Below are 25,263 nucleotides of genomic sequence, written 5' to 3'. Positions count from 1 at the left end.
TTTGTGAATGATAATTTTGCTCAGTTTGATGACTTGAGGCTGATGCATGGTTTCGAAGATATCAGTTTTGCTTCTTTGGCCAACTCGGAAATTGAGCATATTTTTAATGACGTAGTGGATAAGAATGCGAATAATTCTTTTGTTTTCCAGAAAAAAGAAATTACATCACAATATCCTCTGGAACAGGCCGAAGAAGAATCTAAAAAAGCAAGCAGACCGGAGCTGCATTATCTTACAACATATGTGTTTGAAGGATAAACTCATTATTAATTTTGAGTAAATAATTTGCTGAAAAATATAATAAAACGTACCTTTTCTCTCAGAAACGGTCCGTTTTTAGTTAAATAATTTCCATGGCAAAACCTTTTAACAGAACTATAACCTTATTCGGAATTTATAAACAGCTCATTCCATTTATCAAGCCTTATCGACTGATGATTTATGGAACTTTATTCCTTACATTTTTAGGCGCTCTTGCAGCACAGGTCAATCCGCTTGTTTTAAAATATACAGTGGATGAAGTCACCAAGCTGACCCATCTTCCGCATCCGATGTCTGAAGGTATTCATATTCTGATTGTAATCTCCATTATTTTATTAGGAAAGGAATTGCTGAATATTTTCATCAATTTCGGACAGAAATTTTACGGCGAGAAAATCAGGATCAATGTAAGCTCTGTGCTTGCCCAATCAGCAATTGATAAAATATTGACCTACAGGGTTGCTTATTTCAACGATGAAAACCATGAGTCGGGAAAACTACAGATCAGAATCGACAGAGGAATTGAAAGTTTAACAAGACTGGTTCAGAATTTTTTCATAGATATGCTGCCGTTGTTCTCCAATGCCGTTATTGCCTTGATTATCATGTATATGCAGAATGTGTATGTAGGTTTGGTTTCTACAATTATTGTTCCCATTTATTTCTATATCAGTGCTCTACAGGCTAAGAAGCTGGGTGGAGTCCGCCGTCAGCTAAGAAATCAGAGAGAAAGAAAGACTTCGGGATTATTAAATCTCATCAATTCTATCATGGTGATCAAGAGTTTTGTCCGTGAAAAATTTGAAGGTAAAAAACAGTATGACCTGCAGATGGAATTAATGGAAAGCCAGATGTTCACAAGGAAAACCAATTTTATTTACGACGGTTTAAAAACTTTTATAGAGCAGTTCGGGGTGGTGCTAATTATTCTTCTGACGGTTTATCTCGTTCTTGACCAGCAGATGACCATTGGGGCAATTATGCTTCATATTATGCTTTTCAATAATGTTTCGGCTCCGATCCGTCAGCTTCACCGGATTTATGATGATATGAATGATGCCATGATTTATGCAGAAGGCTATTTTGAAATTTTAAATGCAGATGATGAAAAAGAGCAGAACGGAACTTTTGTGGAAAAAGAAATCAAAGGAACTTTTGAATTAAAAAATGTAGATTTTACTTATCCTAACGGGACAAAGGCTTTACATGATGTTTCGATGAAAATTGAAAACGGAAAAACAACTGCCTTAGTAGGTTTAAGCGGTGCCGGAAAATCGACGGTCATTAATCTTTTATGTAAATTTTACCTTCCTGATTCGGGAGAAATTCTATTGGATGGCATAGACCTCAATAATTTTGAAAACACTTTTCTGAGAGATGACATCGGATTGGTGCTTCAAAGAAATCACATTTTCCAGGGAAGTATTGAAGATAATATCCGGTATGGCGATATGAATGCATCTTTCGATCAGATTCAGGAAGCAGCGAAAAAAGCTTATCTCCATGATCAGATTTTAGATCTGCCGGAAAAATACCAGCACGATGCGACTCAGCTTTCCGGAGGCCAGCAACAAAGAATTGCCATCGCGAGGCTGTTTTTAAAAGACCCACCCATTATTTTCCTTGATGAACCGACTACAAGTCTGGATGCAATTGCTACAGAGCAGATCAAAAATTCTCTGGATGCAATAAAGGCGGGAAGAACCGTAATTATTATTTCCCATTCACTATCCCAGATTTTGGATTCAGATAAGATCTATGTGATGAAAAAGGGAAGAGTAGTGGAAAGCGGAACCCATGACGAACTGGTACAGATAAACGGAACCTACCGCGAGATTTTTGATGCATCGGCAAGAAGCCTTAATCTTGATAAGCTGGTAAATACATTCAGGGAAAATTAGCTCTATAAATAGACATGAATAAGCTCAACAGAAATACTGTTGAGCTTATTTTTTTGTTTTTTTTGAAATTAATTCTTTTCAGGTACCTGATAAGTTCCGACCTCAGCTCCGAAAGCAATATTTACCCTGTTGTAGCTGTTGATGGCAATAACAGCCATGGTAAGATCTACCATTTCGGTTTCGGAAAAATATTGACTTACTTCCGAATAGATTTCGTCGGAAACTTCTTTCCCGTTTAAAGCGGTGAGGGTCTCGGCCCATAATAACCCGGCTTTTTCTCTTTCGGAATAAAATGTACATTCTCTCCATGCGCTTACCAGATAGATTCTCTGTTCAGTCTCGCCTTTTGATCTTAATTGTTTTGAATGCATATCCAGGCAGAAAGCACAGCCGTTGATCTGTGAAACCCTGAAATAAAGAAGTTCTAAAAAAGAATTGTCGATTGATGAATGTTCTACATGGTGTCCCATGGTGTGAAGTGCATTTACAGCTTTGTTTCCCATTGCGAATGCGTTGATTCTTTGTGACATAATAATTTGTTTTTGATTAATATGTGACAAATGTATGGGGCAATTTTCTGTAATTTTTTTACAAATGATAAAAAACTATTTTTGGGCCCGGATTCTGCTTAAAGATACCTGGGTAATTCCGATATAATCGGCCAGGTCACCAAGACTGATGCGCTGAATAAGCTGTGGCCTCTGTTTCAAAAAATTGTTATACCGCTTTTTACCATCGTCTTCCAGCATTTCACTTATCCTTCCCATCATATTGACAGGAGCTTTTGAATATAATTTACTGAAAAGTGTTTCTGCAGAATGGTGTTTTTTACATAAAGTTTCAACTACCTCTTTATGGATGCGTAAAACCTCAACAGGTTCCAGTGCAACGATCATATACTTTGACGGATTTCCGGTTAAAAATCCGCTCAGTTCTGTGAAAAAAGAATGTTCCGCAAAGAAAGTCATAATGAAATCTTTATCTCCGTTGTCAAAGAAAAGTTTAACCAGGCCTTTTTCAAGGAAATAAAAATATTTACAGGTTTCATCAGATTTTAACAGGAAATCGCCTTTTCTGTAATTTTTTAGTTCTAAATTTGAAACCAGTTCATCAATTACAACCTGTTCGGGCTTTGAAATTTTTTCAATGGTCTGAATGAAATGAGTATAATACATAATCAATAGTACGTGGATTCTTAAATATTTAAAGATAATGAAAATTGTGATTTTTACTATATTTAAGTTTTCTTACAAAGCACGTAGATTTATCAGCCTGAAATGAATGATCACTACCTTAAAAAACTCGACAGGGTAACAGCTATCCTCACTCAATTGCAGTCTAAACCCTTAGTAAGGGCACAGGATCTTGCTGAAAAATTTGAGGTAAGCATTCGTACCATTTACCGGGATGTAAAAACTCTTGAGAACGCCGGAATTCCTATTGTGGGAGAAGCGGGAAGCGGTTATTCCCTGATGGATGGCTATAAGCTTCCGCCGGTAATGTTCACCAAAGAAGAAGTTTTAAGCTTTATTACTGCTGAGAAACTGATGCAGAAATTTTCACATCAGAGCCTTGGAAGCCATTACCAGACGGCGATGGAAAAAGTACGTTCGGTATTGAAGTACTCTGATAAAGACCTGATTCAGAATATTGAAAAGCAGATTGATGTTTTCAATTATCACGCGGTATCTACCAATTCCATTAAGAATGTCATCCCGATGATTCTTGAAAGTATTGCCGAGAAGACCCAGCTCACCATAGAATATAAAACGGTTCATTCAGAAGTTTCCAACAGGACTATTGAGGCGGTAGGAGTTTTTTTTGAGTTCAATTACTGGTACATTATGGCTTTTTGTACGTTGAGAAAAGATTTCCGGCAATTCAGGGTCGACAGGATCCTTCAGATAAATAAAACCCTGACTCCTTTTTCACAGGAATACGGACCGATCAATGATTACAGGAGAAATTCAAATGGCGAGAAAACGAAAGTCAGGCTTTTGGTTGAAAAAAAGATAATGGGACATATTGTTAATTCCAAAAAATATTATGGGTTTATCGAAGAAACTGAAACAGATAAAGGTGTTGAAATGATCTTTGAAACAGAATGGATCGAAGAAGGCTTTCCGCGCTGGCTGATCACTTTTGCAGATTATGCGGAAATCTTAGAACCCGAATCTTTGAAAGTAAAGCTCAATATGATCATTCATAATATCTCAAAAAAAATAGGATAATCGGAAAATTTTTGATTCTTTCATAGATGAAAACATAAAAAGCCGCTTCACGATTATGAAACGGCTTCTTTGAGATTTATAATTTAAATAAAAGATGGTTTATTTAAAAAAAGACAAAAAAGGAAACAGCAAAATGATTTTTGTCTAAATTTAATTGGTGGATATTTTGGATAATCCTTTTTGCGATTTCACTGTTTTACCTTTTTGTCTGAATTGGATCAACATTTTTAACCTTAATAAAGGCATTAACGGGGCTAAAATCTCTCCCAAAAAAAAGGGGGTTCAATGCCTAAAGCTCTCAGATAAACATATCCCTGGCCTCTATGGTGGATTTCATTATCTACGAAATAAAGAATATTCTGGTATACCGGAAATTCGTACTGTCCGAATAAATTGAAAGTCTCCTGGAAACGTTCTTCAGAAATCTGGCTGAAATAATAATTGATCACTTCCGTTTCTTCATCCCATTTTTTCAGGATATCCTCTTTGGTTTTTGGGGCAAAACCTTCTTCGTTATAAGCTTCTGCATTTTTGTCAACGATTCCTTTTAAAGCAGGTCCGCCAATGCTGATCAGTTCTACTGCCAGTTTTGCAAACGGTCTCATTCCCGCTATTGAAAACTCAAATAATTCTTTTTCAGGAAATGCGTCAATCACTCTTCTTGTCAGGTTTCTGTGGCCTTGCCAGTGCTCTAATAATTGTTCGGATGTGATGAATTGTTTTGTGGCTGTTGCTGTAGTTGTCATAATATTTTTGTTTAGTTTGTTATTGTTGATACAAAGATAAGATGGGGTTATGACAACAGTTTGTCAGTAGTGTTTTTATGATTTAAAAAAAAATAAAAAATCTTTTGTTCATAAATAATTAAGATAAATTTCATATTGTTCTGGAAATATAATGGAATTCTATTCGTTTAAATTAATATATAGCAGGTGAAAAACACTGTGGGTATTGAGTTTGGCCGAAAAGGATAATAATATTGAAAAATATTAAACAGGAAGAAGGGCAAAATTAATACTCAATTCAAATAGGGTTCGATAATTTTGAAAAATAAATCTTATGACAGAAATTATTAATTCAGATGAGGTTTTCAGAGAAAAGCTTGAAAATCTTTCAGACTTTGAGTTCAATACCAAAGTTGCAGGAGTTTTTGATGATATGGTAAGTCGTTCCGTTCCTTTCTATGATGAGATTCAAAGAATGACCAGTGAACTGGCTGGAAATTATGCCCAAACCGGTACCAATGTATATGATTTAGGTTGCTCTACGGGAACGACAATGCTTTTAATGGATAAAACCGTCCGGGAAGGAATAAAGTTTGTGGGAATTGACGATTCGGAAGAAATGATTATCAAATGCAGGGAAAAGCTTGGCAATTTTATACTGAACCGGGATATTGAGCTTCTCGTTGCCGATCTTACCAAAAAAGTCCCTGTAGAGAATGCTTCCGTTGTTGCGATGGTTCTCGTACTACAATTTATCAGGCCGATCAACCGGCTGGAAATCATGAAAAAGATTTATAAAGGAATGGTAAAGAACGGTGTGTTTATTCTGATCGAAAAAATTTTAACCGAAGAAAAATCGTTCAACAGAGAATATATAGGCCACTATTATGATTTCAAGCGCAGAAACAATTACAGTGAATTAGAAATTTCGCAGAAAAGAGAAGCCTTGGAAAACGTTCTGATTCCTTACAAAACCAGCGAAAATATCAATATGTTGCAGGAGGCCGGATTCGGTGAAGTTGAAGTGTTTTTCAGATGGTATAATTTCACAGGCATTATTGCAAAAAAATTATGATACAGATTGGTAACTTTTTTTTCAGGTACAGAAATTTTTTATTTATTGTCCTGTATTTGTTATTATTTATTCCATCACCGCCGTTATTTGGAGAAAAATTCGGTTCAGGTTATCATTGGATCGCTATTATTCTGGGGCTGATAATTACCGTTTCAGGGCAGTTGGTCAGAGGTGGAACCATTGGTCTTGCCTATATCGTCCGGGGTGGAAAAGATAAAAAAGTATATGCAGACGGACTGGTTACGGAAGGCATCTTCAGCCACGTAAGAAATCCTTTATATGTAGGAAATATTTTAATGCTTTTAGGAGTTGGGATTTTGGCCAATTCACTGCTGTATACATTTATCGTAATGCCATTATTTTTATTGATTTACCAGTGTATTGTTCTCGCTGAAGAAAACTTTTTAAAAAATAAGTTCGGATCAGATTTTGACAGGTATACCAAGAAAGTTCATCGATGGATTCCCAATATTTCAGGCTTAAATGATACTTTCTCTAAAATGGAGTTTAAATGGAAAAGATGGCTGATCAAAGAATATAATACGCAGTTTATCTGGCTTTGCGGTATCGTGCTGATTCTTTTATTTAAATATCCGCAGCTTACAAACAATGATGATAATTTCAGGAATATCCTGGCCGTATTTTTTGTGCTGATGTTTGCCGGATACTATTTCTTAGTAAGATATATGAAGAAATCCGGAAGGTGGATTGCCTGAGCTGTTATCGTAAAAAATTCTCAAAATACTTTGTCTGCTTGGCTTAAAAAAGTATTTTAGTAGTATGAAAATTTATACTAAAACAGGAGATAAAGGGCAAACTGCTTTGTACGGCGGAACCAGAGTTTCTAAAGCCAGTGCAAGAGTAGACAGCTATGGAAATATAGACGAGCTCAATTCATTCATAGGAATTGCAAAAAGCCATATCGAAGATGCTGAAGTTTTAGCCCAGCTTAAAAAAATTCAGTTTGATCTGTTTACGGTAGGTTCGGAAGCTGCCACACCGGTCGATAAATTAATGTTGGCCAATGGAAAGTCACGCTTACCCTTAATTATTTCTGAAAAAGAAATTGAAGAGTTGGAACAATGGATGGATGCTTTTGAAGATAAATTAGAGCCGCTTCAGTATTTCATTCTTCCCGGTGGCGGAAAACCGGCTACATTTTTACATGCTGCAAGAACGATTTGCAGAAGGGCTGAACGTTCTCTGGTTTTCTTAAATGAAGCAGAGGAAGTACGTCCTGAACTTATTAAATACCTCAACAGGCTTTCAGATTATCTTTTTGTTCTGGCCAGATATATTTCAAAATTAAACAACGAGCCGGAAGAATACTGGAATCCGAATGAAAGATAAAGCATTACTTTTCATTAATGGTGATGCCCCTGAATCTTTTCCCGGTCTGGAAAATTACGGTTTAATAGCCTGTACAGACGGAGCTTTTCATTACCTGAAAAGACTGGGTTTCCCCTTAGACAAGCTCGATTTTATTTCCGGAGACTTCGATTCGCATTCCGGATCGGATGAAGATGTTTATCATGAAAAATTCATTCTTACACTGGATCAGGATAAAACAGATTTTCATAAAGCCCTTGAAATTATTATCGAAAAAGGCTTTCATACTGTCGATGTTTTAGGAGCAAGCGGAGGAGAGCAGGATCATTTCTTAGGAAATCTTACCGTTGCCTATTCATTTAAAGATCAAATGAATATCAAATTTTATGATGCATTTTCAGAATATTATTTTGTCCCGAAAAACTTTGTTTTAAAAGGTGCAAAAAATAAAATGATTTCATTATATCCGTTTCCAACAGTAGAAAACCTGACGACAAAAGGACTTAACTGGCCTCTGACAAACGGAAGCTTAAGTATTACTTCAAGAATAGGCACAAGAAATTTTGCGATAGATGATGAAGTCTCCATTGAGTACGGATCCGGAGATCTGCTTTTTTTCGTAGGCAGAAATGAAAGGGATTATCCTGGTCTTAAATGATAAAGAGCTTTAAAATTAACCACCCCGTCAAAATCTGCGATTTGCCACCCCTCCAGAAGAGGGGAATTTATAATCTTTTAAAACTTTTATAGTTGAGAAAACTATTTAGAATATTATTCTTTTTTTTAATAACATTTTGTGTTTTTTCATGCAAAGTGCAGTCATTTTCACCTCCTGAATATGGAAAAAATGAAAATGAAAAACAGATTGAAATTAAAAAAGTAAACAATTTCCGGACATTGGGAAATATCAGAAATTCGGAAGGGAAAACTTTAAGAGAAAGCATGTTTTACAGAAGCGGACACCTTCATCAGCTTAAAAGAAGATCTTTTAAAAAACTGGACCAATTGGGAGTTAAAGAAATTATTGACCTTAGAAATTCAAAAGAAATTTCCCAAAAGCCCGACTGTCTTCCGGAGCAGATAATTTATAAAAACTATTCTGCTTTTGATGATGAGGGCGACCAGCTTGATCAGGCAAAAAAGTTGGTTCTGAAGGGAAAAGTACAGGCTTCCGATGCTGATAAAAGGATGCTGGATTTTTACAGGGACTATGTAACGGAAAACCCTGAGATTATTAAGAAAATTATCACGGATATTCTGGAATCGGATCACCCGGTCCTTTATCACTGTACGGCAGGAAAAGACAGGACAGGAATTATTACCGCTTTAATTCTGACCATTTTGAAATTTGATAAGGCCACTATTTATAATGAATACCTTTTGTCTAATAATTTTAGAAAGGATCTGGTTCAGAAAAGACTTCGTTTAGCAGGTAGACTACATTTCTTATATCCTGAAATGGATCTGAAGGTTTTGGAAAAACTAAGCTGGACAGAAAGCCGTTATCTGGATGCAGCTTTTAATGAAATCGATAAAAAATACGGTTCAGCAGAAGTCTACATCCAACAGGTTTTGGGAATTTCTGAAAATAAAAGAGAACAATATATTCAGAAGTTTACCTATTGATCATTTTGTTGAAGTTTTTGTAACAAATGACCTTATATTTTAATAGAAAATTATAATAATTTTAACATCCAGAAATCAAACTTTTTTAGCAATTTTGCATTCTTAATTCACTTGTTAAAAAATGAAAATAAAATACTCGGAACTTATTGATCAGACATTATATTTTCCTACCGAAGAATTTAATGTTTCTGAGAACAATTTGTTGTTTCACGATATTCCTTTAATGGAAGTTGTTGAAAAGTTTGGAACCCCTTTAAAGGTAAGTTACCTCCCGAAGATTTCTCAAAATATTCAAAAAGCAAAAAGCTGGTTCAAGGAAGCTTTTGAGAAAATCGAATATAAGAAAAATTACAGGTACTGCTACTGTACAAAATCCAGTCATTTTAACTTCGTTATTGAAGAAGCTTTGAAAAACGATATTTCAATTGAAACTTCTTCCGCTTATGATATGGATATCGTAAAATCTCTTTACAAAAAAGGGAAGGTGGATAAAAATATTGAGGTGATCTGTAACGGATTCAAAACAGACGATTATCTGGCAAAGATTTCAGATATGATCAACAGCGGTTTTGAAAACATCACTCCGATCCTGGATAATTACCGTGAATTAGATAAGCTTACCGAAAGTATTGATACCACTTTTGATATCGGAATCAGGATCGCTTCTGAAGAAGAGCCTAAGTTCGAATTCTATACCTCAAGATTAGGAATCGGATATAAAGATATTATCCCGTACTACAGCCAGAAAATTGCCGAGCATCCGAATGCAAGACTGAAAATGCTTCACTTCTTCATCAACACGGGGATTAAAGATACTGCATACTACTGGAACGAATTATACAAATGTCTTCGTGTATATGCGCGTTTGAAAAAAATTGCTCCGGAGGTAGATTCATTGAACATTGGTGGTGGTTTTCCTATCAAAACTTCTTTAAATTTCGATTACGATTACCAGTATATGGTAGAAGAAATTGTTTCCCAGATCAAAAAATTCTGTGAAGAAGAAGGAGTGGAAGAGCCCAACATTTATACTGAATTCGGAAGTTTCACCGTTGGAGAAAGCGGGGCAAACCTTTACAAGATTATTTCCCAGAAACGTCAGAACGACAGAGAAAAGTGGAACATGATCGATTCATCTTTCATGACAACGCTTCCTGATACATGGGCGATCTCAAGACACTTCATCATGCTTCCGCTAAACCGTTGGGAAGATACCTATGAAAGGGTTTTCCTGGGGGGACTGACTTGTGACTCGGATGATTATTACAATTCTGAACAGCATACCAATGCCATTTATCTGCCGGTTTTCAGTGATACAAAACCTTTATATATCGGTTTCTTCCATACGGGGGCGTATCAGGAAACAATCGGCGGTTATGGTGGAGTACATCACTGTCTGATGCCTCAGCCGAGACACATCCTGATCCAGAAAGATGAAAACGGGGAGTTCCAATATGAGATTTTCCGTGAAAAGCAGGAGCCGGAAGATATTTTGAAACTTTTAGGTTACAAATAGTCATTGCGAAGAACGAAACAACCTTCAGCTTAACCATTAAGATTAAATTAAGTGGTTAAGAATATGAAGCTGATCTTCCACTGAGAAAGCATAAAATAAAAAACAGCCATCAATTTAATGGCTGTTTTTTATTCAAAATAATTTGAAATTTTATCTAATTCAAGCTCAGAATAATCTGAAGCGACAATATTGGCTAAAGTATAATCCTGATTTTTTGAATGCTCGCTTTTATAGGCGGCACAGAAAATATTGGCTCTGTGCGCTGCCAGGATTCCATTGGTAGAATCTTCAATGACCATGCAGTTTTCAACAGGTTCACCTGCCATTTCTGCAGCTAAAAGAAAAACTTCGGGATGAGGTTTTGATTCTTTCAAATCCGCACCGCTGATTTTCCCACTGAAATATTTTGCAAGCCCGAACTTTTCAAAAACCATATTAATGGTAGTCATTGTTGCAGATGAGGCTAAAATCAGTTTTATCCCATTTTCATGATAGTGCTCAATCAGTTTTTTTACTCCCGGGATTAAATCAAAATCTTCATCATTATAAAAATAATCTTTGAAATAATTTCGTTTAATGCCGGCAATGTCTTCGTGAGTATGGCTAAGATTAAATTCTTTAATCAGTGTTTCACAAACCCTTTTCGTGGAAGCACCGGTGAAAGAAGTATATAAATTTTCAGAAACTTCAATTTCCAGTTCATTAAACGTTTTAAAATAAGCTTTTCTGTGCAATGGTTCTGTATCTACAATCACCCCATCCATATCGAAAAGCACAGCTTTTAAGGACATATTTGAATTTTTTTTGCAAAGGTAGTGAAATTCGGATGGAAGTCTGAAGTGCAGAATTTAAAGTAAGCTTATGGTTTACATGCTATGTAAAACTTCCGGTATCCATTCTTCCAGCTTCCAACTTCTTCGTATCTTTGTGTCAATATTTAAAATCTTTCAATCATTTAAATTTTTTAATTATAAATTATATATGAAAACATACGCAGGAATTCCTGAAGAAAATGCATCACTGGAAAATTCAAAAGTAATGTTGGTAACCGTACCTTATGACGGAACCTCAACATGGGGAAAAGGAGCTGACAAAGGCCCTGAATTATTCCTGGATGCTTCTGAAAATATGGAGCTTTATGATATAGAAACAGGAACTGAACCTTATCTGGAAGGAGTTTATCTGGCAGGCGAGATTTCTGAAAATTCAAGTCCTGAAGCAATGACCGAAGCGGTTTATCAGAAGACAAAAGAGCTTTTACAGAATGATGGCAAATTATTTACCCTTTTTGGTGGTGAGCACTCTGTTTCTATCGGTTCGATCCGTGCAATCGGTGAGAAATATGAGAATCTTACGGTTCTTCAGCTGGATGCCCACACAGATTTACGTCCTGAATTCCACGGTTCTACATCCAATCATGCCTGTGCGGTTTTTGAAGCCAATCAGAAGCACAATTTAGTTCAGGTGGGAATCCGTTCTATGGATATTGAAGAAGCTGAATATTTACCGGAAGGAAGAGTGTTTTTTGCCCACGAAATTGCAAATAACGAAAACTGGGTGAATGATGTACTGGAAAAAGTTTCAGGAAACGTGTATATCACTATTGACCTTGATGCTTTTGACCCTTCCATTGCACCGTCTACGGGAACTCCCGAGCCGGGTGGGCTACAATGGTATCCTACATTGGAATTATTGAGAAGAGTATTTGAGAAATGTAATGTGGTCGCTTTTGATATTGTGGAATTAATGGATTCTCCGATGGCAAAACCTTCAGCATTCCTTGCTGCCAAACTATATTACAAAATGCTTGCGTATTATCATATCAGCCAGGATTAAAATTCCGCAAGAAACGGATTTTTTCAGAAGAATTTTCTTTGGAAATTTGTGAGGTAAAATAAAATGAAATGTCCACACAAAATCAAATAGATTACGACAGAATTGCCCGGGCGATAGAATATATCCGGGGCAATTTCAAACTTCAACCGAGTTTGGAGGAAGTTGCTGAGAAAATTCACCTGAGTCCGGCTCATTTTCAGAAGATCTTTACAGATTGGGCGGGAACGAGTCCGAAAAAATTTTTACAGTTCATCAGCCTTGAACATGCTAAGAATTTATTAAAAGAAGAAAAAGCAAGCTTATTTGATGCAGCTTATGAAACAGGACTTTCCAGTACAAGCAGATTACATGACCTGTTCGTAAAAATAGAAGGAATGTCTCCTGGAGAATATAAAAACGGAGGAAAAAGCCTTGTCATCAACTACAGTTTTTCCAGAAGCCCTTTTGGGAACGTTATCACAGCTTCCACAGAAAAAGGAATCTGCTATATGGCTTTTGAACACGATAAAGAAACAGCATTGGGAAATTTGAAAACTCAGTTTCCTAATGCTTCTTTTTTTGAAAAACAGGACGAGTTCCAACACAATGCCCTGTCTATCTTTAATAAAGACTGGAGCCAGCTCAGTACCATAAAACTACACCTTAAAGGAACCGATTTCCAGCTTAAAGTCTGGGAAAGTCTGCTTACAATTCCGATGGGGAAACTATCCACTTACGGGAATTTAGCGGGAAAAATAGGGAATTCTAAAGCTTCCAGAGCCGTGGGAACAGCTATCGGAAGTAATCCAGTAGCTTTTCTCATCCCTTGCCACCGGGTGATCCAGTCTTCAGGAAATATGGGAGGCTACAAGTGGGGAAGCGAAAGAAAACAATTGATTATCGGTTGGGAAAGCTCTCATATTTATTCTGAAAAATAATATTATATTAAACCATTAAGATGGGTTTAAGAGATTAAGAAGATTAAGTTTTATCGATACATTCCATTCGATAGGAACGGGCTTTAGCCCGTTTTATAAATAAGAAAATGTCAATTGGCTTTAGCCAAAACTTTTGTGGTTTCAAAATCATAAATCTTATGCACTTTACAGATCCATAAGTATTTGTATAATTTGTGAAAAGCATTGGTGTAATTTGTGTTCAAAAATATTTAAAATGTAGATTAAAAATGATGAACTTATTTGAAGAAATATCAGATTTTCCGGTCAACATCCTGCCCAATGACGGAACCGTGCATTATTACGGAAAGGTTTTTTCAAAAGAAAAATCAGATTTTTACTATGATTACCTGCTTAATCAGATGCCATGGGAAAATGATGAAGCCGTTATTTTCGGAAAGCTGATTTTAACGAAAAGAAAAGTAGCCTGGTTTGGAGAAAAGGCATTTGAATATACCTATTCCAACAGAACGAAATATGCAAAACCCTGGACACCCGAATTACTGGAATTAAAACGGAAATGTGAAGAAGTTTCGGGAGAAACCTATAATTCCTGTCTGCTGAATTTATACCATGACGGAAGCGAGGGCATGGCCTATCACAGTGACGGTGAAAAAGACCTGAAAAAACACGGAGCGATTGCTTCCCTGACTTTTGGAGCCGAACGGAAGTTTTTATTTAAACATAAATCGACCAAAGAAAAGGTTGAGATTTTTCTCGAAAACGGAAGCTTGCTGGTCATGAAAGGGACCACACAGGATCACTGGATGCACAGGCTTCCACCCACAACAAAAGTGAAAACACCGAGAGTGAATCTTACGTTTAGAACAATTGAAGAATAGAGGTGGCTTTGAGGAAGTCACCATTACACTATAAAAAAAGCTGTATCAGGAATGTGATACAGCTTTTTGTTTATTTTAGGATTTCAGCTTCTATAGCACTGTCGTCATAAATTTTGATAAAGGCTTTCGTATAGTCTGCTTTGGTTGCCATATTCGGGTTATCCATAAATTTCTGCGGATTTACCGAGAAGAGGGGGAACCATGTACTGCTGATCTGTATCTGGATTTTGTGTCCTTTTTTAAAGGTATGCAATACATCCTGCAGTCTGAAATTTACCGCCGTTTTCTGGTTCGGAACCAAAGCTTCAGGCTTTTCTCTTGAATTTCTGAATCTTGCCGGCATGATCTCGCTTCTTACCATTTGATGATAATTGGGATAAATAACACCTTCCTTCTTTTCTGCAGGTTTAAAATCTTCAGGATAAATATCAATCAGTTTTACCGCAAAGTCAGCATCGGTGGATGTAGAAGCGATATTCAGCTTGGCCATGATTTCTCCTGCAAATGTAATGTCATCCGTTAAAACATCTGTCGTGAAAGTAAGCACATCGGGTCTTCCTTCTGCAAACCTTTGATCTTCGGACATATAATTTCTAGGTGTGAATCCATTGAAATCTTTTAAGCTTGTAGAGCTGAGGACCGGATTATTCGGATCACTGTAATATTCTGAAGTGCCTTGTCCTGCTGTATTTTTTAAAGTTCCGTTTGTCAGATAGAAATTGATTTTCTGAGCATTTTTCGGAGGATAAGTGGCAAACTCTTTCCATTCTTTAGCTCCGGTGTCATACATCAGAGCTTCCGGAAGGACTGCATCTTCTTTTGTATTTCCTTTTAAATAATGATTGAAAAATTTAGTTTCTATATTCTTCTGATAATAGGTGGCAATGCTGTCTCCGAAATAAATGTCATTATGAAAATGTTTTCCTTGCTCCTGACCCCAGCCACCATGAGAAAAAGGCCCCATTACAATTGTGTTTTTAGCTTTCGGGCTGCTTTTTTCGATGGTTTTGTAAATATTTAAAGGACCTGATAAATCTTCTGCATCGTACCAGCCACCTACGGTCATTACTGCATGTTTCACATTTTTCAGGTGAGGTAGAAGACTTCTTTTCTGCCAGAATTCATCATAGTTGGGATGATTCATTATTTCGGTCATAAAGAAGTTGTTTGTATAATATTTATCATAAGCTTCCTTTAGTGTTCCGAGATCCCTGTAGAATTTCAGTCCGTCTTCAGAAGTAGGTTTTATAAAAGTGTCCATGTACCAGCCTTCTTTTTCAGCCTTTATTTTCTGAACTCCGAATACCGGGAATGTTCTGAAATAGCCCAGCATAAATTTCCCGTTATGAAGGAAATCATCATTCCAGAAATCCGAAATCGGAGCCTGCGGAGATGAAGCTACCAGAGCGGGGTGATCTGCTAAGATTCCCACTGCCGTATAAAATCCGGGATATGAAGTTCCATATTGGCCTACTTTACCATTGTTATCTTTAACGTTTTTTAAAAGCCATTCTATGGTATCATAAGTATCCGTACTCTCATCCACGTCTTTTTTTGTTTTGCGTTCCACCTGTGGCGTCATGTTGGTGAAAGTGCCTTCGCTCATGTATCTTCCACGCACATCCTGGTATACGAAAATATATTTGTCTTTCATCAGGTACTGGTTCGGGCCCAGTTTGTTTCTGTATTCGTTCTCACCATAGGGAGCAACACTGTAGCACGTTCTCTGCATCAGGAACGGATATTTGCTCTTATTTGAAATATCTTTCGGAATGTAAACAGAGGTGAAAAGCTTCACTCCGTCCCGCATCGGGATATAAAATTCTTTTTTTGTAAAGTTATCTTTCACAAAACTGTCTTTTTGAGGCGCATTCTGAGACTTTCCAAGACTGAAAAAGAAAATAAATAAAATTGAAATATAGATTTTCATAAATAAAATTTGCAGCTAATTTAAAAATAAAAACAGTTGTATTCTATTTAGTAGGGCGAATTATCCTTTCTTTACAAAAAATAAAAGGCCGGAATTTCTTCCAGCCATTATGTTTTATTGAGTTAATTTTATTTAGTCTGCATTTTCTTGCCGGCAAACTTATTCAGTTTCATTGTCAGGGAAAACATGATGTAACGTTTCAGGATCAGGTCTTCGCGGTCTTCGAAATAAGAGGTCATAATCGTTCTTCTTACACTTTGGTTCTGGTTCAGGACGTCATATACTTTTACTTTTGCAGTCAGCTGTTTTTTGAAGAAAGCATATCCCAGACTCGTATTCCAGAAGTAGAAATCCTTTTTGAAACCGGGTGCAATATTGGAGCTGGTATTGTATTCAAAATCATTTCCGAAAACAAGGTTACTTTTAAAAAGATAATTAGTCACTTCCAACTTCAATGCCTGATTGGTCGTTTGTACCTTTTCAACACTGTAATTGGTGAAGTTGGAAAAATTGTAGCCGATATTGTAGGATGGTTTTATTGTGAATTTTTCTTTCACTTCATAGGTAAGGTTCAATCCAGGATTGATGCTGTAAGAATTGCTGGTAAACTGCTGTCCGTTGATAAACCCTTTATTAAACCCATAATTCATATTAAACCTTGGATTGATCGTAAATTTATTTTCTTTCCATTTGAATGTTTTGCTGAATGCCCCGCCGAAATTAAGGTTTTTATTCCCGTTTACATTGGCATAGGTCACCAATTGCTTTCCGGATTCGTCATAATAAGAGTAATTGGTAATATCATTATTTCCATAAGTGAAACCAAGGTTCATATAGTAAGTGATGTTCTTAACCATATTGAAATTGTTGAAATAAAGATAAGTCCTGTTGGTCCAGGTATTTTTAAGGTTCGGATTTCCCTGGTAAGCGATCAGCGGGTTGGAAAGATCCGTATAAGGAGTGAGTTGCGTAGCTGTCGGAATAGTGTAGTCTGCATACTGATATAAGCTCAGTCTTTTATTTTGTGAAAACTCATACTGGATGCTCAAATTATAATTAGGAAGCGCAAAATTCTTCTGAAGATCATACTGCTTGCCATCAAACACCGAATTTACCTTCATATCTGAAATATTCAATTCAACAGAACCCCACATATTGATTTTCTTTTTATTGACTTCAAAAGATAATTCAGGAGAAATCTCATTGATTTTCTGATCCATCCTGTTGGATAATACCGTGTTGTAATTGGTATACTGTCCTGTATTGTCATCAAAATCATTGACATCTCTTATATCTTTCGAGAATTTTGAATTATAATTCATATTCAGGCTTACGCTTGCAGAATCAGAAATAGGTTCGGAATACCCGGTACTGAAACGGAAATTGCTTTGTTGGGTTTTATTTTTAGCCAGCTGGTTTCTGTTATCGTTCGGATCTGTACTCTGATAAAATACCGTTTGGGACTTATTCAGATTATTATTTTTAGACTCGGAAATTGAGCTGTTCATATTGGCATAAGCAACGCGACCCTTTTTTCTGAATTTTTTAGAGAAATAAACATTGGGATTGAAGCTGTTGCTTTCAGAGTCGTTTCTTATGTAGGAATCACTTTCATTAAGAAGAGCATTATCTCTGAAGGTAGCGGATTTTGAATTATTGAAATTAAATCCTTCCGTTCTGGAAAATGAAGGTGAAAGATAAATGCTGGTTAAAGAATCCAGTTTTATTTTTGCCGAACTGTCAAAATTATATTGTCTGTTTTCATTTTCACCGTTGCTTTCAGAATTGGTTTTTAAGGTGAAATCCGGAAGCAGGGTTGTTCTTGAAACTTTAGAGCGGGTTTCCAGGTTATTAGCGGAATGCATAAGGCTGAACGTATCCAGATCGGCATCTTTTCCCAATTTATCACTGTAATTGAATCCTATTGTGGTAGATTTCTGTATTCCTTTGGTATTATTTCCGCCTTGTGTATAATAGGTGTTTCCTCCGGATGTTATAATGCTTCCGCCCTGCATCATCCACGAATTTCTGCCGTGTCCCATACTGTCGAAAACCTCATCATTGGAAAAGCCCTGGGAGTTTATATTATTGGATGAAGCCAGTAAGCTTATCTTGGTGTCATTTTTAAAATAACTGAGAAGTCCGCTGCCTTCATAACGCTTATCTGACCCGTAGCCGAGGGTAAGCCTTGAGATCAGGCCTTTGTTTTTCTTTTCGTCAATATTGAAATTAATCGTTGTATTATTCGATTTTGCTGTTTTTCCGTTGAGTTCTTCTTCCTTGGTTTTTGTAGTCGTAAACTGGATATTTTTGATGATATCTGCGGGCAGATTCTGTAACGCAATTTTACCGTCTTTATCGAAGAAAGGCTTTCCATTGATCATAATCTGGTCTACTTCTTTGCCGTTGACCGTAATTTTTCCTTCATTACTGATTTCAACACCGGGAATCTGTTTCAGAAGTTCTTCAATTTTGCTGTCAGGACGCACCTTGATAGAAGATGCATTAAATTCAATGGTATCTTTTTTAATTTTTACAGGAGAAGCAGTAAGCTTTACCTCTTCAATATTGAAAACCGTATTCTTCTCAAGCTCAATTGGTCCTAGTGAAAATGACTGATCTATTTTTTCATAATTCTTTGAATAGGAAATAAGCTTTTCAGCATCAATTTTAAGCACAACCGGCTCTTTCAGCTCATCAGTCTTTAATGAAAATTTACCTTCTTTATTGGTTGCGGTATAATTGACGATAGAGGAATCCTTCTGTTTCAGAAGATAAACGGTTGCATTTTCTACCGGTTTCTTTTCAAAATTGGTGACACTTCCGTCAATATTGAGTTTTTGCGCATTAAGGATGATTCCATTCAATACAAGTATCCACAGCAATAAGATTTTCTTCATTAAGTTTTTTTTAAGCTGCAAAAATAAAAAAACATCCCAATTTTGGGATGTTTCTATATTAAATATTTCTACGTATAGAGAAATTTATTAAGCTTTCAAATATCTTGAATAAGCATAGCCTTCCTGTCCGTCAGTAGTTTTTACTTTCCACCAGTCATCAGAAGTTTGTTCGATTAAAGTTACGGAAGAACCTTTTGCAGCTTTTCCTACAACAGCAGCTTCAGTAGAAGGCTCCTGTCTGATGTTCAGGTTAGAATCTTCCGTAGCTACAGTAAGTGCAGCACCGGCAGAAAGACCGGCAACCTGTACATTGATGTTAATGTCTGAAGCAGAATAAGTAGAATCAATAGTTCCTAAAGCATTCCATACTGCATCTTTAGCAGCAGTGTTGGAAGCATCTCCTGAAACATAAAGGATTCCATCCTGTTCCTGAACCTGAAGATTTGAAATTCCTGCAGTCTGAGCTGCTGAAATTACCCCTGAATATTTATCTTGTAATGTACTCATTTTAAATTATTTTACAGTATAGTTATAATTTACTTTTCCTACTTTCAAGGCATCTACAGATTCCTTGACTTTTCTTGCCTGTTCTTTTGAAACACTTCCTGTAAGCGTTAATTCACCGTTTACTACTTCTACTTTTACTGAAGGGAAATCTTTAACAGCATCCTGAACTTTTTTCTGAACTGCAGGATCTACAGCTGATTGTGTTTCAACCGGTGCAGGTGTTGCAGCAACAGGAGCCACAGTAGCCATATCCATTACTTCTTTTACTCCGTTTACTGCTTTTAATTTAGCAATCATGGCATCTTTAGAAGCCTGATCAGGGAAAGTCCCGCTTAGGTGAGCAACGCCGTCTTTTACTTCAACAAAAGCATTAGGGTTAGAAGTTACGATAGTTGTTGCTTGAGTCTGAAGGTCAGCATCAGAAACTTTCTTTTTACAAGAAATAGATCCGAACGATACTGCCAGAGCTAGGGCAGCCATTGCGATTGTTTTTTTCATAGTTGTATATTTATTTTAATGTAATGATACACTCAAATGTAATAATAAAATTTATACCAAAGGGTTAAAAATTAACTAAATCTTTCTTAATTTTTTTGCATAGTTTTTAAATTCAGGGAGTTAATTTTAATGTATCTGAAATTAAGCCCTGTGGTAAAGGCATTGAATAAATTTTACAGTCCAATTTAAAAACTGTTATATTTGTGCCACTTGAACTATTTATATATGAAAGGACAGAATAAACTATTTATAGCAATTGTAATCGCGCTTATCCTGGGTGTGGGAATCGGAGGATTTGTTCATGTGCAGTATCCGGAAAGTGCAGAGCCTTTTTCTAAAAATATAAAACTGCTGGGAACCGTTTTTATCAGGCTGGTGCAGATGATCATCGCTCCATTGGTTTTTACTACTTTGGTGGTAGGTATTGCCAAAATGAGTGATATTAAAATGATTGGAAGAGTAGGTACAAAAGCTATGCTGTGGTTCATTTCAGCTTCCCTGATGTCTCTGTTCATCGGTTTAATGTTAGTAAACTGGCTTGAGCCGGGACATGTTACCAAATTACCGATTCAGGATGCTGCTTCTGCGGAAGAGCTGTTAAAAAGCAGTAAAGGTTTTTCCCTTGAAGACTTTGTGAAACACGTAATCCCTAAAAGTATATTCGAAGCTTTCGCCACCAATGAAGTGCTGCAGATTGTAGTTTTTTCTATCATGTTCGGAATTGCCCTGGCAAATTTAGGAGAAGCGTATGCACAGCCTGTTATCAAATTATTTGACATCATTGCTCATGCGATCCTTAAAATGGTAGGTTATATCATGTGGTTTGCTCCACTGGGTGTTCTGGGAGCTATTGCGGCAGTAGTGGCTACGAATGGTTTTGAAATTTTCAAAGTATATGCAATCTACCTGAGAGATTTCTTCTTTGCACTGGGAATTCTCTGGCTGGTTTTACTGTTGGTAGGTTACCTGATTCTCGGAAACCGTCTTTTCGAATTGTTGAGAAGAATTAAAGAGCCTTTGCTGATTGCATTCTCTACCACAAGCTCGGAAGCTGTTTTCCCTAAGCTGGTAGAAGAATTGGAAAGATTCGGGTGTAACAGCAGAGTAGTATCTTTTATTTTACCTTTAGGATATTCGTTCAATCTTGACGGAAGTATGATGTATATGACGTTTGCATCGATTTTCATCGCTCAGATTTACGGTATTGAAATGACTGTAGGACAGCAGATCACGATGCTTCTGGTTTTAATGCTTACCTCAAAAGGGATTGCAGGAGTACCGAGAGCTTCTCTGGTGATCATTGTTGCAACCTGTTCAATGTTCGGAATTCCGCCGGAAGGGATTGCCCTTATTTTACCGATTGACCATTTCTGTGATATGGGAAGAAGTATGACGAATGTTCTGGGAAATGCCCTGGCTACGTCTGCGGTTTCTAAATGGGAAGGGCAGCTGGAAAATCATGGTGGTAAAATGTAGAAGAGATTTTTATGGAAGAACGAAACTTACAGGTTCATAAAAATAACATTCTTGAAAACGGGTTTACCGTAATTAATACTGTTTTTTCAAAAGAAGAAATTGAAAAGATAACAGATATCATTCAGAATATAGATACCTCAAAAGAAAATTTCAGAAAATCTGAAGATCTGTTTGCCATCAGACAGTTTTTGAAAGAAATTCCGGAGATTACAGATATTCTTTTTAATGACAATATTAAAAAGTTGATCAACGGAGTTTTTGGAGAAAGGTATTTTGTGGTAAAAAGCATCTATTTTGATAAGCCGGAAAATTCCAATTGGTATGTTGCCTATCATCAGGATCTGACTATTTCTGTCGATAAAAAAATTAATCTGCAAGGTTTCGGTCCCTGGACTACCAAACAGAATTAGTTTGCAGTACAGCCGCCTTTGCATATTCTTGAAAATATTTACACAATCAGGATTCACCTTGATGATACCGATGAAAATAACGGAGCTCTAAAAGTAGTTCCGAAATCGCATTCCAGGAATTTACAGGCCGGAAACCATCGATTGGACAATTGAAACTGAAGAGCTCTGCAATGTAAAAAAGGGTGGAATTATGATCATGAAGCCTTTAACCCTTCACGGTTCAAACAGAACCACAAACGGCAAGAAAAGAAGAGTCATCCATATAGAATTTTCCGACCGGGAACTTCCGGAAGAGCTCAAATGGTCTGAGAGACTTAATTCGTTACTATCATAATCTGCAGTTATAAACAAGTTCTTCGTCTTTGCTCAGTATGACAGCGGCAAGATTCAACATAAAATAAAACCCCTCCGAAAATTTCGGAGGGGTTTTATTTTATGTCAGTTTAAAAAATTACTTCACGGAAATTTCATCAATAAAGATATAGGCGTCTCCGCCTGCTCCCTGGTGCCATTCAGGAAGTTTACCATAGTTATAGGCTTTTATTTTAATATATTTTGCTTCTGTGGGTAAGGTTTTGAGGAAAAATATCTGTGTGTGAACAGATTCGTTCTTAGGATCTACAGAAGTTTCCGAAGTGTCTAGCAAATAATAATCGTTATTATTATTGGAACCATAGAGTTCTATTTTTTTAGGTAATAAGATCCAGCTTTTGGAATCCTGTAAAAAAGTGACATCTACTTCATGAAAGCTTTGAGGTGATTTAAAATCAATAACAGCCTCAAAATCCTGTCCCTGATAGCCCTGCCATTCGCCTTTCCTCCAGTTAGTGTCCCCTTTGATTCCATCAATAAGAGCCAATTTTCCGCCGGCTGTATATTGCGGATTTACAACTGACTTAACTGTAATATCCCAATGATTCGGTCTTCTGTTGAAGTTGGCAGTTCCGATTGAACTTTTCTTACCGTTTCTTTCAGCGTAGGCAGAAACCTGTGTTGTTTTATTAATCGTAAAGGGTTCCTTATACGTTTTGAATGTCTTTCTCACATTGGCATCACCCTCATCCATCGTCATGTAATAAATTTTATCATCCGGATTCAATGGAGTGATTTCAACTTTTGTAGAGAACTCAAAAAGCCGGTCTGCAGCAATGACCGGTGTAGCGATTAATTCATCATATTTAAAATCTTTTGCAGGCTTTACATTTTCAAAACCTAATTTTCTGAGCTCTGTCTTGCTTGTATTTTTGGTGATAACTTTTGTTGTTCCGTCTTCCAGATGAAGTTTAATTTCATCAAAATAAGGCGTTACCGTTTCCCATTCGGGTTTTCCGGGAGTTACGGAATAAATTCCCATCGAGCTTAAAACATACCAAGCACTCATCTGACCGCAGTCTTCATTTCCGATCAGTCCGTCCGGAGCGTTTTTATAGAAATTATCCAGAATATATTTGATTTTTTCTTCTGTCTTTTGAGGCTTATCCACAAAATTATACAGGTAAGCAATATGATGGCTCGGCTCATTTCCCTGCGCATACTGGCCCATTAAACCTGTAATATCTGCCTGCTCTCTTCCTGTAGTTTTATCAGCTGCAGAGAAAATAGCATCGATGAACTGTTCAAACTTTTCTTTTCCTCCATGAGCGGCGATCAGTCCCGGAATATCCTGCTGAACCGAGTAGGAATAATGCCATGAATTTCCTTCCGTATAATTGTTGTTGACCTCTCTGGGATCAAAAGGTTCATACCAGTTCCCGTTTTTTCTTGGCTGCATGAAGCCGTTTTTAGGATTATAAAGATTCTTCCAGCTTTGCGAACGTTTCATGAAATACTGATAATCTTCTTTTTTGCCCAAAATTTTAGCCATCTGAGCGATACACCAGTCGTCATAAGCATATTCCACTGTTTTAGAAACACTTTCATGCTCATCATCTATACTGATATAATTATTGTGCTTATAAGCATTTAAACCGAAAATATCCAGCATTGCAGAATTTTTGGACGCTTCAAAAGCTTTTTCGTAATCAAATCCTGTGATTCCTTTTGCCATTGCATCTGCAATCACTGAAACTGCGTGATAACCGATCATACATTCAGTTTCATTGGAAGCCAGCTCCCAGACAGGAAGTTTACCGCCCTGCTCATATTGTTTGATAAATGTATTGACGAAATCTGAAGTTCTTTTTCTGTCGATTAAGGTCATCAGAGGATGTGCCGCTCTGAAAGTATCCCAAAGCGAAAACACAGAATAATAATCAAAATTTGTTGCCGTGTAGAATTTATTGTCCCGGCCTCTGTATTTTCCGTCAACATCCATATTGATATTGGGCTGTGTGAAAACATGATACAGAGCAGTATAGAAAACTGTCAGTTTATTTTTGTCATCAGATTTTACTTCAATTTTTGAAAGCTCTTTATTCCAGTCGTTTTCTGCCAGTTTTTTGATGGATTCAAAATCGTTGGATTGGCCTTCTGCTAGCATATTTTTTTCAGCTCCTTCATAACCGGTCGGAGAAATAGCAACTTTTACATTGATTTTTTCACCTTTTTTTACGGTCGTGGAAAAAGCTAATGCTAATTTTGTTCCTGTGAAGAGTTGGTCTTCCTGTCTTCCATTTACTTCTTTTTTCGAAATTTTCATGGGTTTTGAAAACTCGATTCTGGCATAAATGTATTGATTGGTTGCCCATGCCTCACTTCTCCGGAAGACTTCAATTGTTTTACTGTCAATTACCTTTACTTCCCCTTCCAGCAGTTTATCCCTGTGGTTCAGGTCTAAAATGATATTGGCATTTCCTGCATTGTTGAAGGTGTATTCATGATATCCGACTCTTTTCGTTGTGGTTAGGCGGACATTGATATTGCTTTTGTCAAGCTTTACAGCGTAAAACCCTGCTGTAGCCCTTTCATTTTTATGCGAAAATTTTGAAGAATATTCTTTGTTATTCAGGTTTGGATTTCCCATCGTGGGCATCAGCATAATATCGCCGTAATCCGAAACACCGGTACCATTGAGATGGGTATGTGAAAATCCGTAGATCACAGAATCAGAATAATGATAGCCGCTGCAGCCATCCCAGCTTCCGTCAACCCTGGTGTCGGGCGAAAGCTGTACCATTCCGAAAGGAACAATAGCTCCCGGAAATGTATGCCCGTGCCCGCCGGTGCCGATAAAAGGATTTACATATTGAGAAAAATTCTGAGCGTTAAAAAAAACGGATAAAATAAGGGTAAATAATAAATATCTGGCTTTTTTCATAGTAGATTA

The 25,263-nt window shown here is 36.8% G+C and carries 21 protein-coding genes and 1 pseudogene; 13 read left to right on the top strand and 9 right to left on the bottom strand.

The features are described 5' to 3' along the window. Positions 1-434: 434 nt before the first annotated feature. Positions 435-2,162, top strand: coding sequence for an ABC transporter ATP-binding protein (locus AB8P06_RS08865; RefSeq protein WP_369840972.1), 1,728 nt, complete (start codon positions 435-437; stop codon positions 2,160-2,162). Positions 2,163-2,230: 68 nt separating this feature from the next. Here the strand turns inward: AB8P06_RS08865 and AB8P06_RS08860 are convergent, their stop codons facing one another. Together AB8P06_RS08860 and AB8P06_RS08855 are read right to left on the bottom strand one after the other, a co-directional pair. After that, positions 2,231-2,692: a carboxymuconolactone decarboxylase family protein gene (locus tag AB8P06_RS08860; RefSeq protein WP_369840600.1), complete on the bottom strand. Its 462-nt coding sequence runs from the start codon at positions 2,690-2,692 to the stop codon at positions 2,231-2,233. A gap of 75 nt (positions 2,693-2,767) precedes the next feature. Then, entirely contained in the window at positions 2,768-3,337 is a 570-nt protein-coding gene (locus tag AB8P06_RS08855; protein WP_369840598.1) for a Crp/Fnr family transcriptional regulator, read from the bottom strand. Between the two features lie 102 nt (positions 3,338-3,439). Between AB8P06_RS08855 and AB8P06_RS08850 the strand changes: the two genes are divergently transcribed. Next, the gene (locus AB8P06_RS08850) at positions 3,440-4,393 is read left to right on the top strand and encodes a helix-turn-helix transcriptional regulator (RefSeq protein ID WP_369840595.1); all 954 of its coding nucleotides are present in this window, start codon (positions 3,440-3,442) and stop codon (positions 4,391-4,393) included. 254 nt (positions 4,394-4,647) lie between these two features. Here AB8P06_RS08850 and AB8P06_RS08845 read toward each other — a convergent pair whose 3' ends face one another. After that, positions 4,648-5,139 (bottom strand): DinB family protein, encoded by a 492-nt coding sequence (locus AB8P06_RS08845; protein WP_369840593.1) that lies wholly within the window; start codon positions 5,137-5,139, stop codon positions 4,648-4,650. A 313-nt stretch (positions 5,140-5,452) separates the two neighbouring features. On the opposite strand from AB8P06_RS08845, the gene cmoA reads away from it, so the two are divergent. The 6 genes from cmoA to AB8P06_RS08815 all read left to right on the top strand — a co-directional run bounded on the left by cmoA (position 5,453) and on the right by AB8P06_RS08815 (position 10,664). Further along, a complete protein-coding gene (cmoA, locus tag AB8P06_RS08840) occupies positions 5,453-6,193 on the top strand; it encodes a carboxy-S-adenosyl-L-methionine synthase CmoA (protein ID WP_369840591.1) in 741 nt (246 codons plus the stop codon). Then, entirely contained in the window at positions 6,190-6,909 is a 720-nt protein-coding gene (locus AB8P06_RS08835) for a methyltransferase family protein (protein ID WP_369840589.1), read from the top strand. Before cmoA ends, AB8P06_RS08835 begins: the two co-directional genes overlap by 4 nt. Positions 6,910-6,973: 64 nt before the next feature. Beyond that, positions 6,974-7,543: a cob(I)yrinic acid a,c-diamide adenosyltransferase gene (locus AB8P06_RS08830; protein ID WP_369840587.1), complete on the top strand. Its 570-nt coding sequence runs from the start codon at positions 6,974-6,976 to the stop codon at positions 7,541-7,543. Then, positions 7,533-8,180, top strand: a complete 648-nt coding sequence (locus AB8P06_RS08825; protein WP_369840585.1) for a thiamine diphosphokinase — start codon at positions 7,533-7,535, stop codon at positions 8,178-8,180. The genes AB8P06_RS08830 and AB8P06_RS08825 overlap by 11 nt, the downstream gene beginning before the upstream one ends. Positions 8,181-8,335: 155 nt before the next feature. Continuing rightward, positions 8,336-9,148 (top strand): tyrosine-protein phosphatase, encoded by an 813-nt coding sequence (locus AB8P06_RS08820; RefSeq protein WP_369840583.1) that lies wholly within the window; start codon positions 8,336-8,338, stop codon positions 9,146-9,148. Positions 9,149-9,269: 121 nt separating this feature from the next. Continuing rightward, a complete protein-coding gene (locus AB8P06_RS08815) occupies positions 9,270-10,664 on the top strand; it encodes a type III PLP-dependent enzyme domain-containing protein (protein WP_369840581.1) in 1,395 nt (464 codons plus the stop codon). A 128-nt stretch (positions 10,665-10,792) separates the two neighbouring features. On the opposite strand, the gene AB8P06_RS08810 is transcribed toward AB8P06_RS08815, so the two are convergent. After that, a complete protein-coding gene (locus AB8P06_RS08810; protein ID WP_369840579.1) occupies positions 10,793-11,455 on the bottom strand; it encodes an HAD family hydrolase in 663 nt (220 codons plus the stop codon). A 190-nt stretch (positions 11,456-11,645) separates the two neighbouring features. Between AB8P06_RS08810 and speB the strand changes: the two genes are divergently transcribed. From speB to AB8P06_RS08795, 3 genes are all read left to right on the top strand, one after another. Beyond that, a complete protein-coding gene (speB, locus tag AB8P06_RS08805) occupies positions 11,646-12,500 on the top strand; it encodes an agmatinase (RefSeq protein WP_369840577.1) in 855 nt (284 codons plus the stop codon). Between the two features lie 68 nt (positions 12,501-12,568). Beyond that, positions 12,569-13,417, top strand: coding sequence for a bifunctional helix-turn-helix domain-containing protein/methylated-DNA--[protein]-cysteine S-methyltransferase (locus AB8P06_RS08800; RefSeq protein ID WP_369840575.1), 849 nt, complete (start codon positions 12,569-12,571; stop codon positions 13,415-13,417). Positions 13,418-13,668: 251 nt separating this feature from the next. Continuing rightward, positions 13,669-14,277 (top strand): alpha-ketoglutarate-dependent dioxygenase AlkB family protein, encoded by a 609-nt coding sequence (locus AB8P06_RS08795; RefSeq protein ID WP_369840970.1) that lies wholly within the window; start codon positions 13,669-13,671, stop codon positions 14,275-14,277. 70 nt (positions 14,278-14,347) lie between these two features. On the opposite strand, the gene AB8P06_RS08790 is transcribed toward AB8P06_RS08795, so the two are convergent. From AB8P06_RS08790 to AB8P06_RS08775, 4 genes are all read right to left on the bottom strand, one after another. After that, positions 14,348-16,207 (bottom strand): CocE/NonD family hydrolase, encoded by a 1,860-nt coding sequence (locus tag AB8P06_RS08790; protein WP_369840573.1) that lies wholly within the window; start codon positions 16,205-16,207, stop codon positions 14,348-14,350. Between the two features lie 128 nt (positions 16,208-16,335). Next, positions 16,336-19,107 (bottom strand): outer membrane beta-barrel protein, encoded by a 2,772-nt coding sequence (locus AB8P06_RS08785; protein WP_369840571.1) that lies wholly within the window; start codon positions 19,105-19,107, stop codon positions 16,336-16,338. Positions 19,108-19,194: 87 nt separating this feature from the next. After that, positions 19,195-19,614, bottom strand: coding sequence for an SH3 domain-containing protein (locus AB8P06_RS08780; protein ID WP_369840569.1), 420 nt, complete (start codon positions 19,612-19,614; stop codon positions 19,195-19,197). Positions 19,615-19,620: 6 nt separating this feature from the next. After that, complete coding sequence (locus tag AB8P06_RS08775; RefSeq protein WP_369840567.1) at positions 19,621-20,112, bottom strand: BON domain-containing protein; 492 nt, start codon at positions 20,110-20,112, stop codon at positions 19,621-19,623. Positions 20,113-20,337: 225 nt separating this feature from the next. Here AB8P06_RS08775 and AB8P06_RS08770 point away from each other — a divergent pair, with 225 nt between their 5' ends. Continuing rightward, entirely contained in the window at positions 20,338-21,588 is a 1,251-nt protein-coding gene (locus AB8P06_RS08770; RefSeq protein WP_369840565.1) for a dicarboxylate/amino acid:cation symporter, read from the top strand. Positions 21,589-21,599: 11 nt separating this feature from the next. Beyond that, positions 21,600-22,332 (top strand): annotated as a pseudogene (locus tag AB8P06_RS08765) (phytanoyl-CoA dioxygenase family protein). Between the two features lie 117 nt (positions 22,333-22,449). Here AB8P06_RS08765 and AB8P06_RS08760 read toward each other — a convergent pair. Then, positions 22,450-25,254 (bottom strand): GH92 family glycosyl hydrolase, encoded by a 2,805-nt coding sequence (locus AB8P06_RS08760; RefSeq protein WP_369840562.1) that lies wholly within the window; start codon positions 25,252-25,254, stop codon positions 22,450-22,452. Positions 25,255-25,263: the final 9 nt, after the last annotated feature.

Source organism: Chryseobacterium tongliaonense, from assembly GCF_041224435.1.
GTDB classification, from domain to species: domain Bacteria; phylum Bacteroidota; class Bacteroidia; order Flavobacteriales; family Weeksellaceae; genus Chryseobacterium; species Chryseobacterium tongliaoense.
This window is presented reverse-complemented; position numbering and strand designations above follow the sequence as displayed.

Coding starts and splice junctions, on each gene's coding strand:
- AB8P06_RS08865 (WP_369840972.1), top strand. CDS start 435: ATGATTTATGGAACTTTATTCCTTACATTTTTAGGCGCTCTTGCAGCA.
- AB8P06_RS08860 (WP_369840600.1), bottom strand. CDS start 2,692: ATGTCACAAAGAATCAACGCATTCGCAATGGGAAACAAAGCTGTAAAT.
- AB8P06_RS08855 (WP_369840598.1), bottom strand. CDS start 3,337: ATGTATTATACTCATTTCATTCAGACCATTGAAAAAATTTCAAAGCCC.
- AB8P06_RS08850 (WP_369840595.1), top strand. CDS start 3,440: ATGAATGATCACTACCTTAAAAAACTCGACAGGGTAACAGCTATCCTC.
- AB8P06_RS08845 (WP_369840593.1), bottom strand. CDS start 5,139: ATGACAACTACAGCAACAGCCACAAAACAATTCATCACATCCGAACAA.
- cmoA (WP_369840591.1), top strand. CDS start 5,453: ATGACAGAAATTATTAATTCAGATGAGGTTTTCAGAGAAAAGCTTGAA.
- AB8P06_RS08835 (WP_369840589.1), top strand. CDS start 6,190: ATGATACAGATTGGTAACTTTTTTTTCAGGTACAGAAATTTTTTATTT.
- AB8P06_RS08830 (WP_369840587.1), top strand. CDS start 6,974: ATGAAAATTTATACTAAAACAGGAGATAAAGGGCAAACTGCTTTGTAC.
- AB8P06_RS08825 (WP_369840585.1), top strand. CDS start 7,533: ATGAAAGATAAAGCATTACTTTTCATTAATGGTGATGCCCCTGAATCT.
- AB8P06_RS08815 (WP_369840581.1), top strand. CDS start 9,270: ATGAAAATAAAATACTCGGAACTTATTGATCAGACATTATATTTTCCT.
- AB8P06_RS08810 (WP_369840579.1), bottom strand. CDS start 11,455: ATGTCCTTAAAAGCTGTGCTTTTCGATATGGATGGGGTGATTGTAGAT.
- speB (WP_369840577.1), top strand. CDS start 11,646: ATGAAAACATACGCAGGAATTCCTGAAGAAAATGCATCACTGGAAAAT.
- AB8P06_RS08800 (WP_369840575.1), top strand. CDS start 12,569: ATGTCCACACAAAATCAAATAGATTACGACAGAATTGCCCGGGCGATA.
- AB8P06_RS08795 (WP_369840970.1), top strand. CDS start 13,669: ATGAACTTATTTGAAGAAATATCAGATTTTCCGGTCAACATCCTGCCC.
- AB8P06_RS08790 (WP_369840573.1), bottom strand. CDS start 16,207: ATGAAAATCTATATTTCAATTTTATTTATTTTCTTTTTCAGTCTTGGA.
- AB8P06_RS08785 (WP_369840571.1), bottom strand. CDS start 19,107: ATGAAGAAAATCTTATTGCTGTGGATACTTGTATTGAATGGAATCATC.
- AB8P06_RS08780 (WP_369840569.1), bottom strand. CDS start 19,614: ATGAGTACATTACAAGATAAATATTCAGGGGTAATTTCAGCAGCTCAG.
- AB8P06_RS08775 (WP_369840567.1), bottom strand. CDS start 20,112: ATGAAAAAAACAATCGCAATGGCTGCCCTAGCTCTGGCAGTATCGTTC.
- AB8P06_RS08770 (WP_369840565.1), top strand. CDS start 20,338: ATGAAAGGACAGAATAAACTATTTATAGCAATTGTAATCGCGCTTATC.
- AB8P06_RS08760 (WP_369840562.1), bottom strand. CDS start 25,254: ATGAAAAAAGCCAGATATTTATTATTTACCCTTATTTTATCCGTTTTT.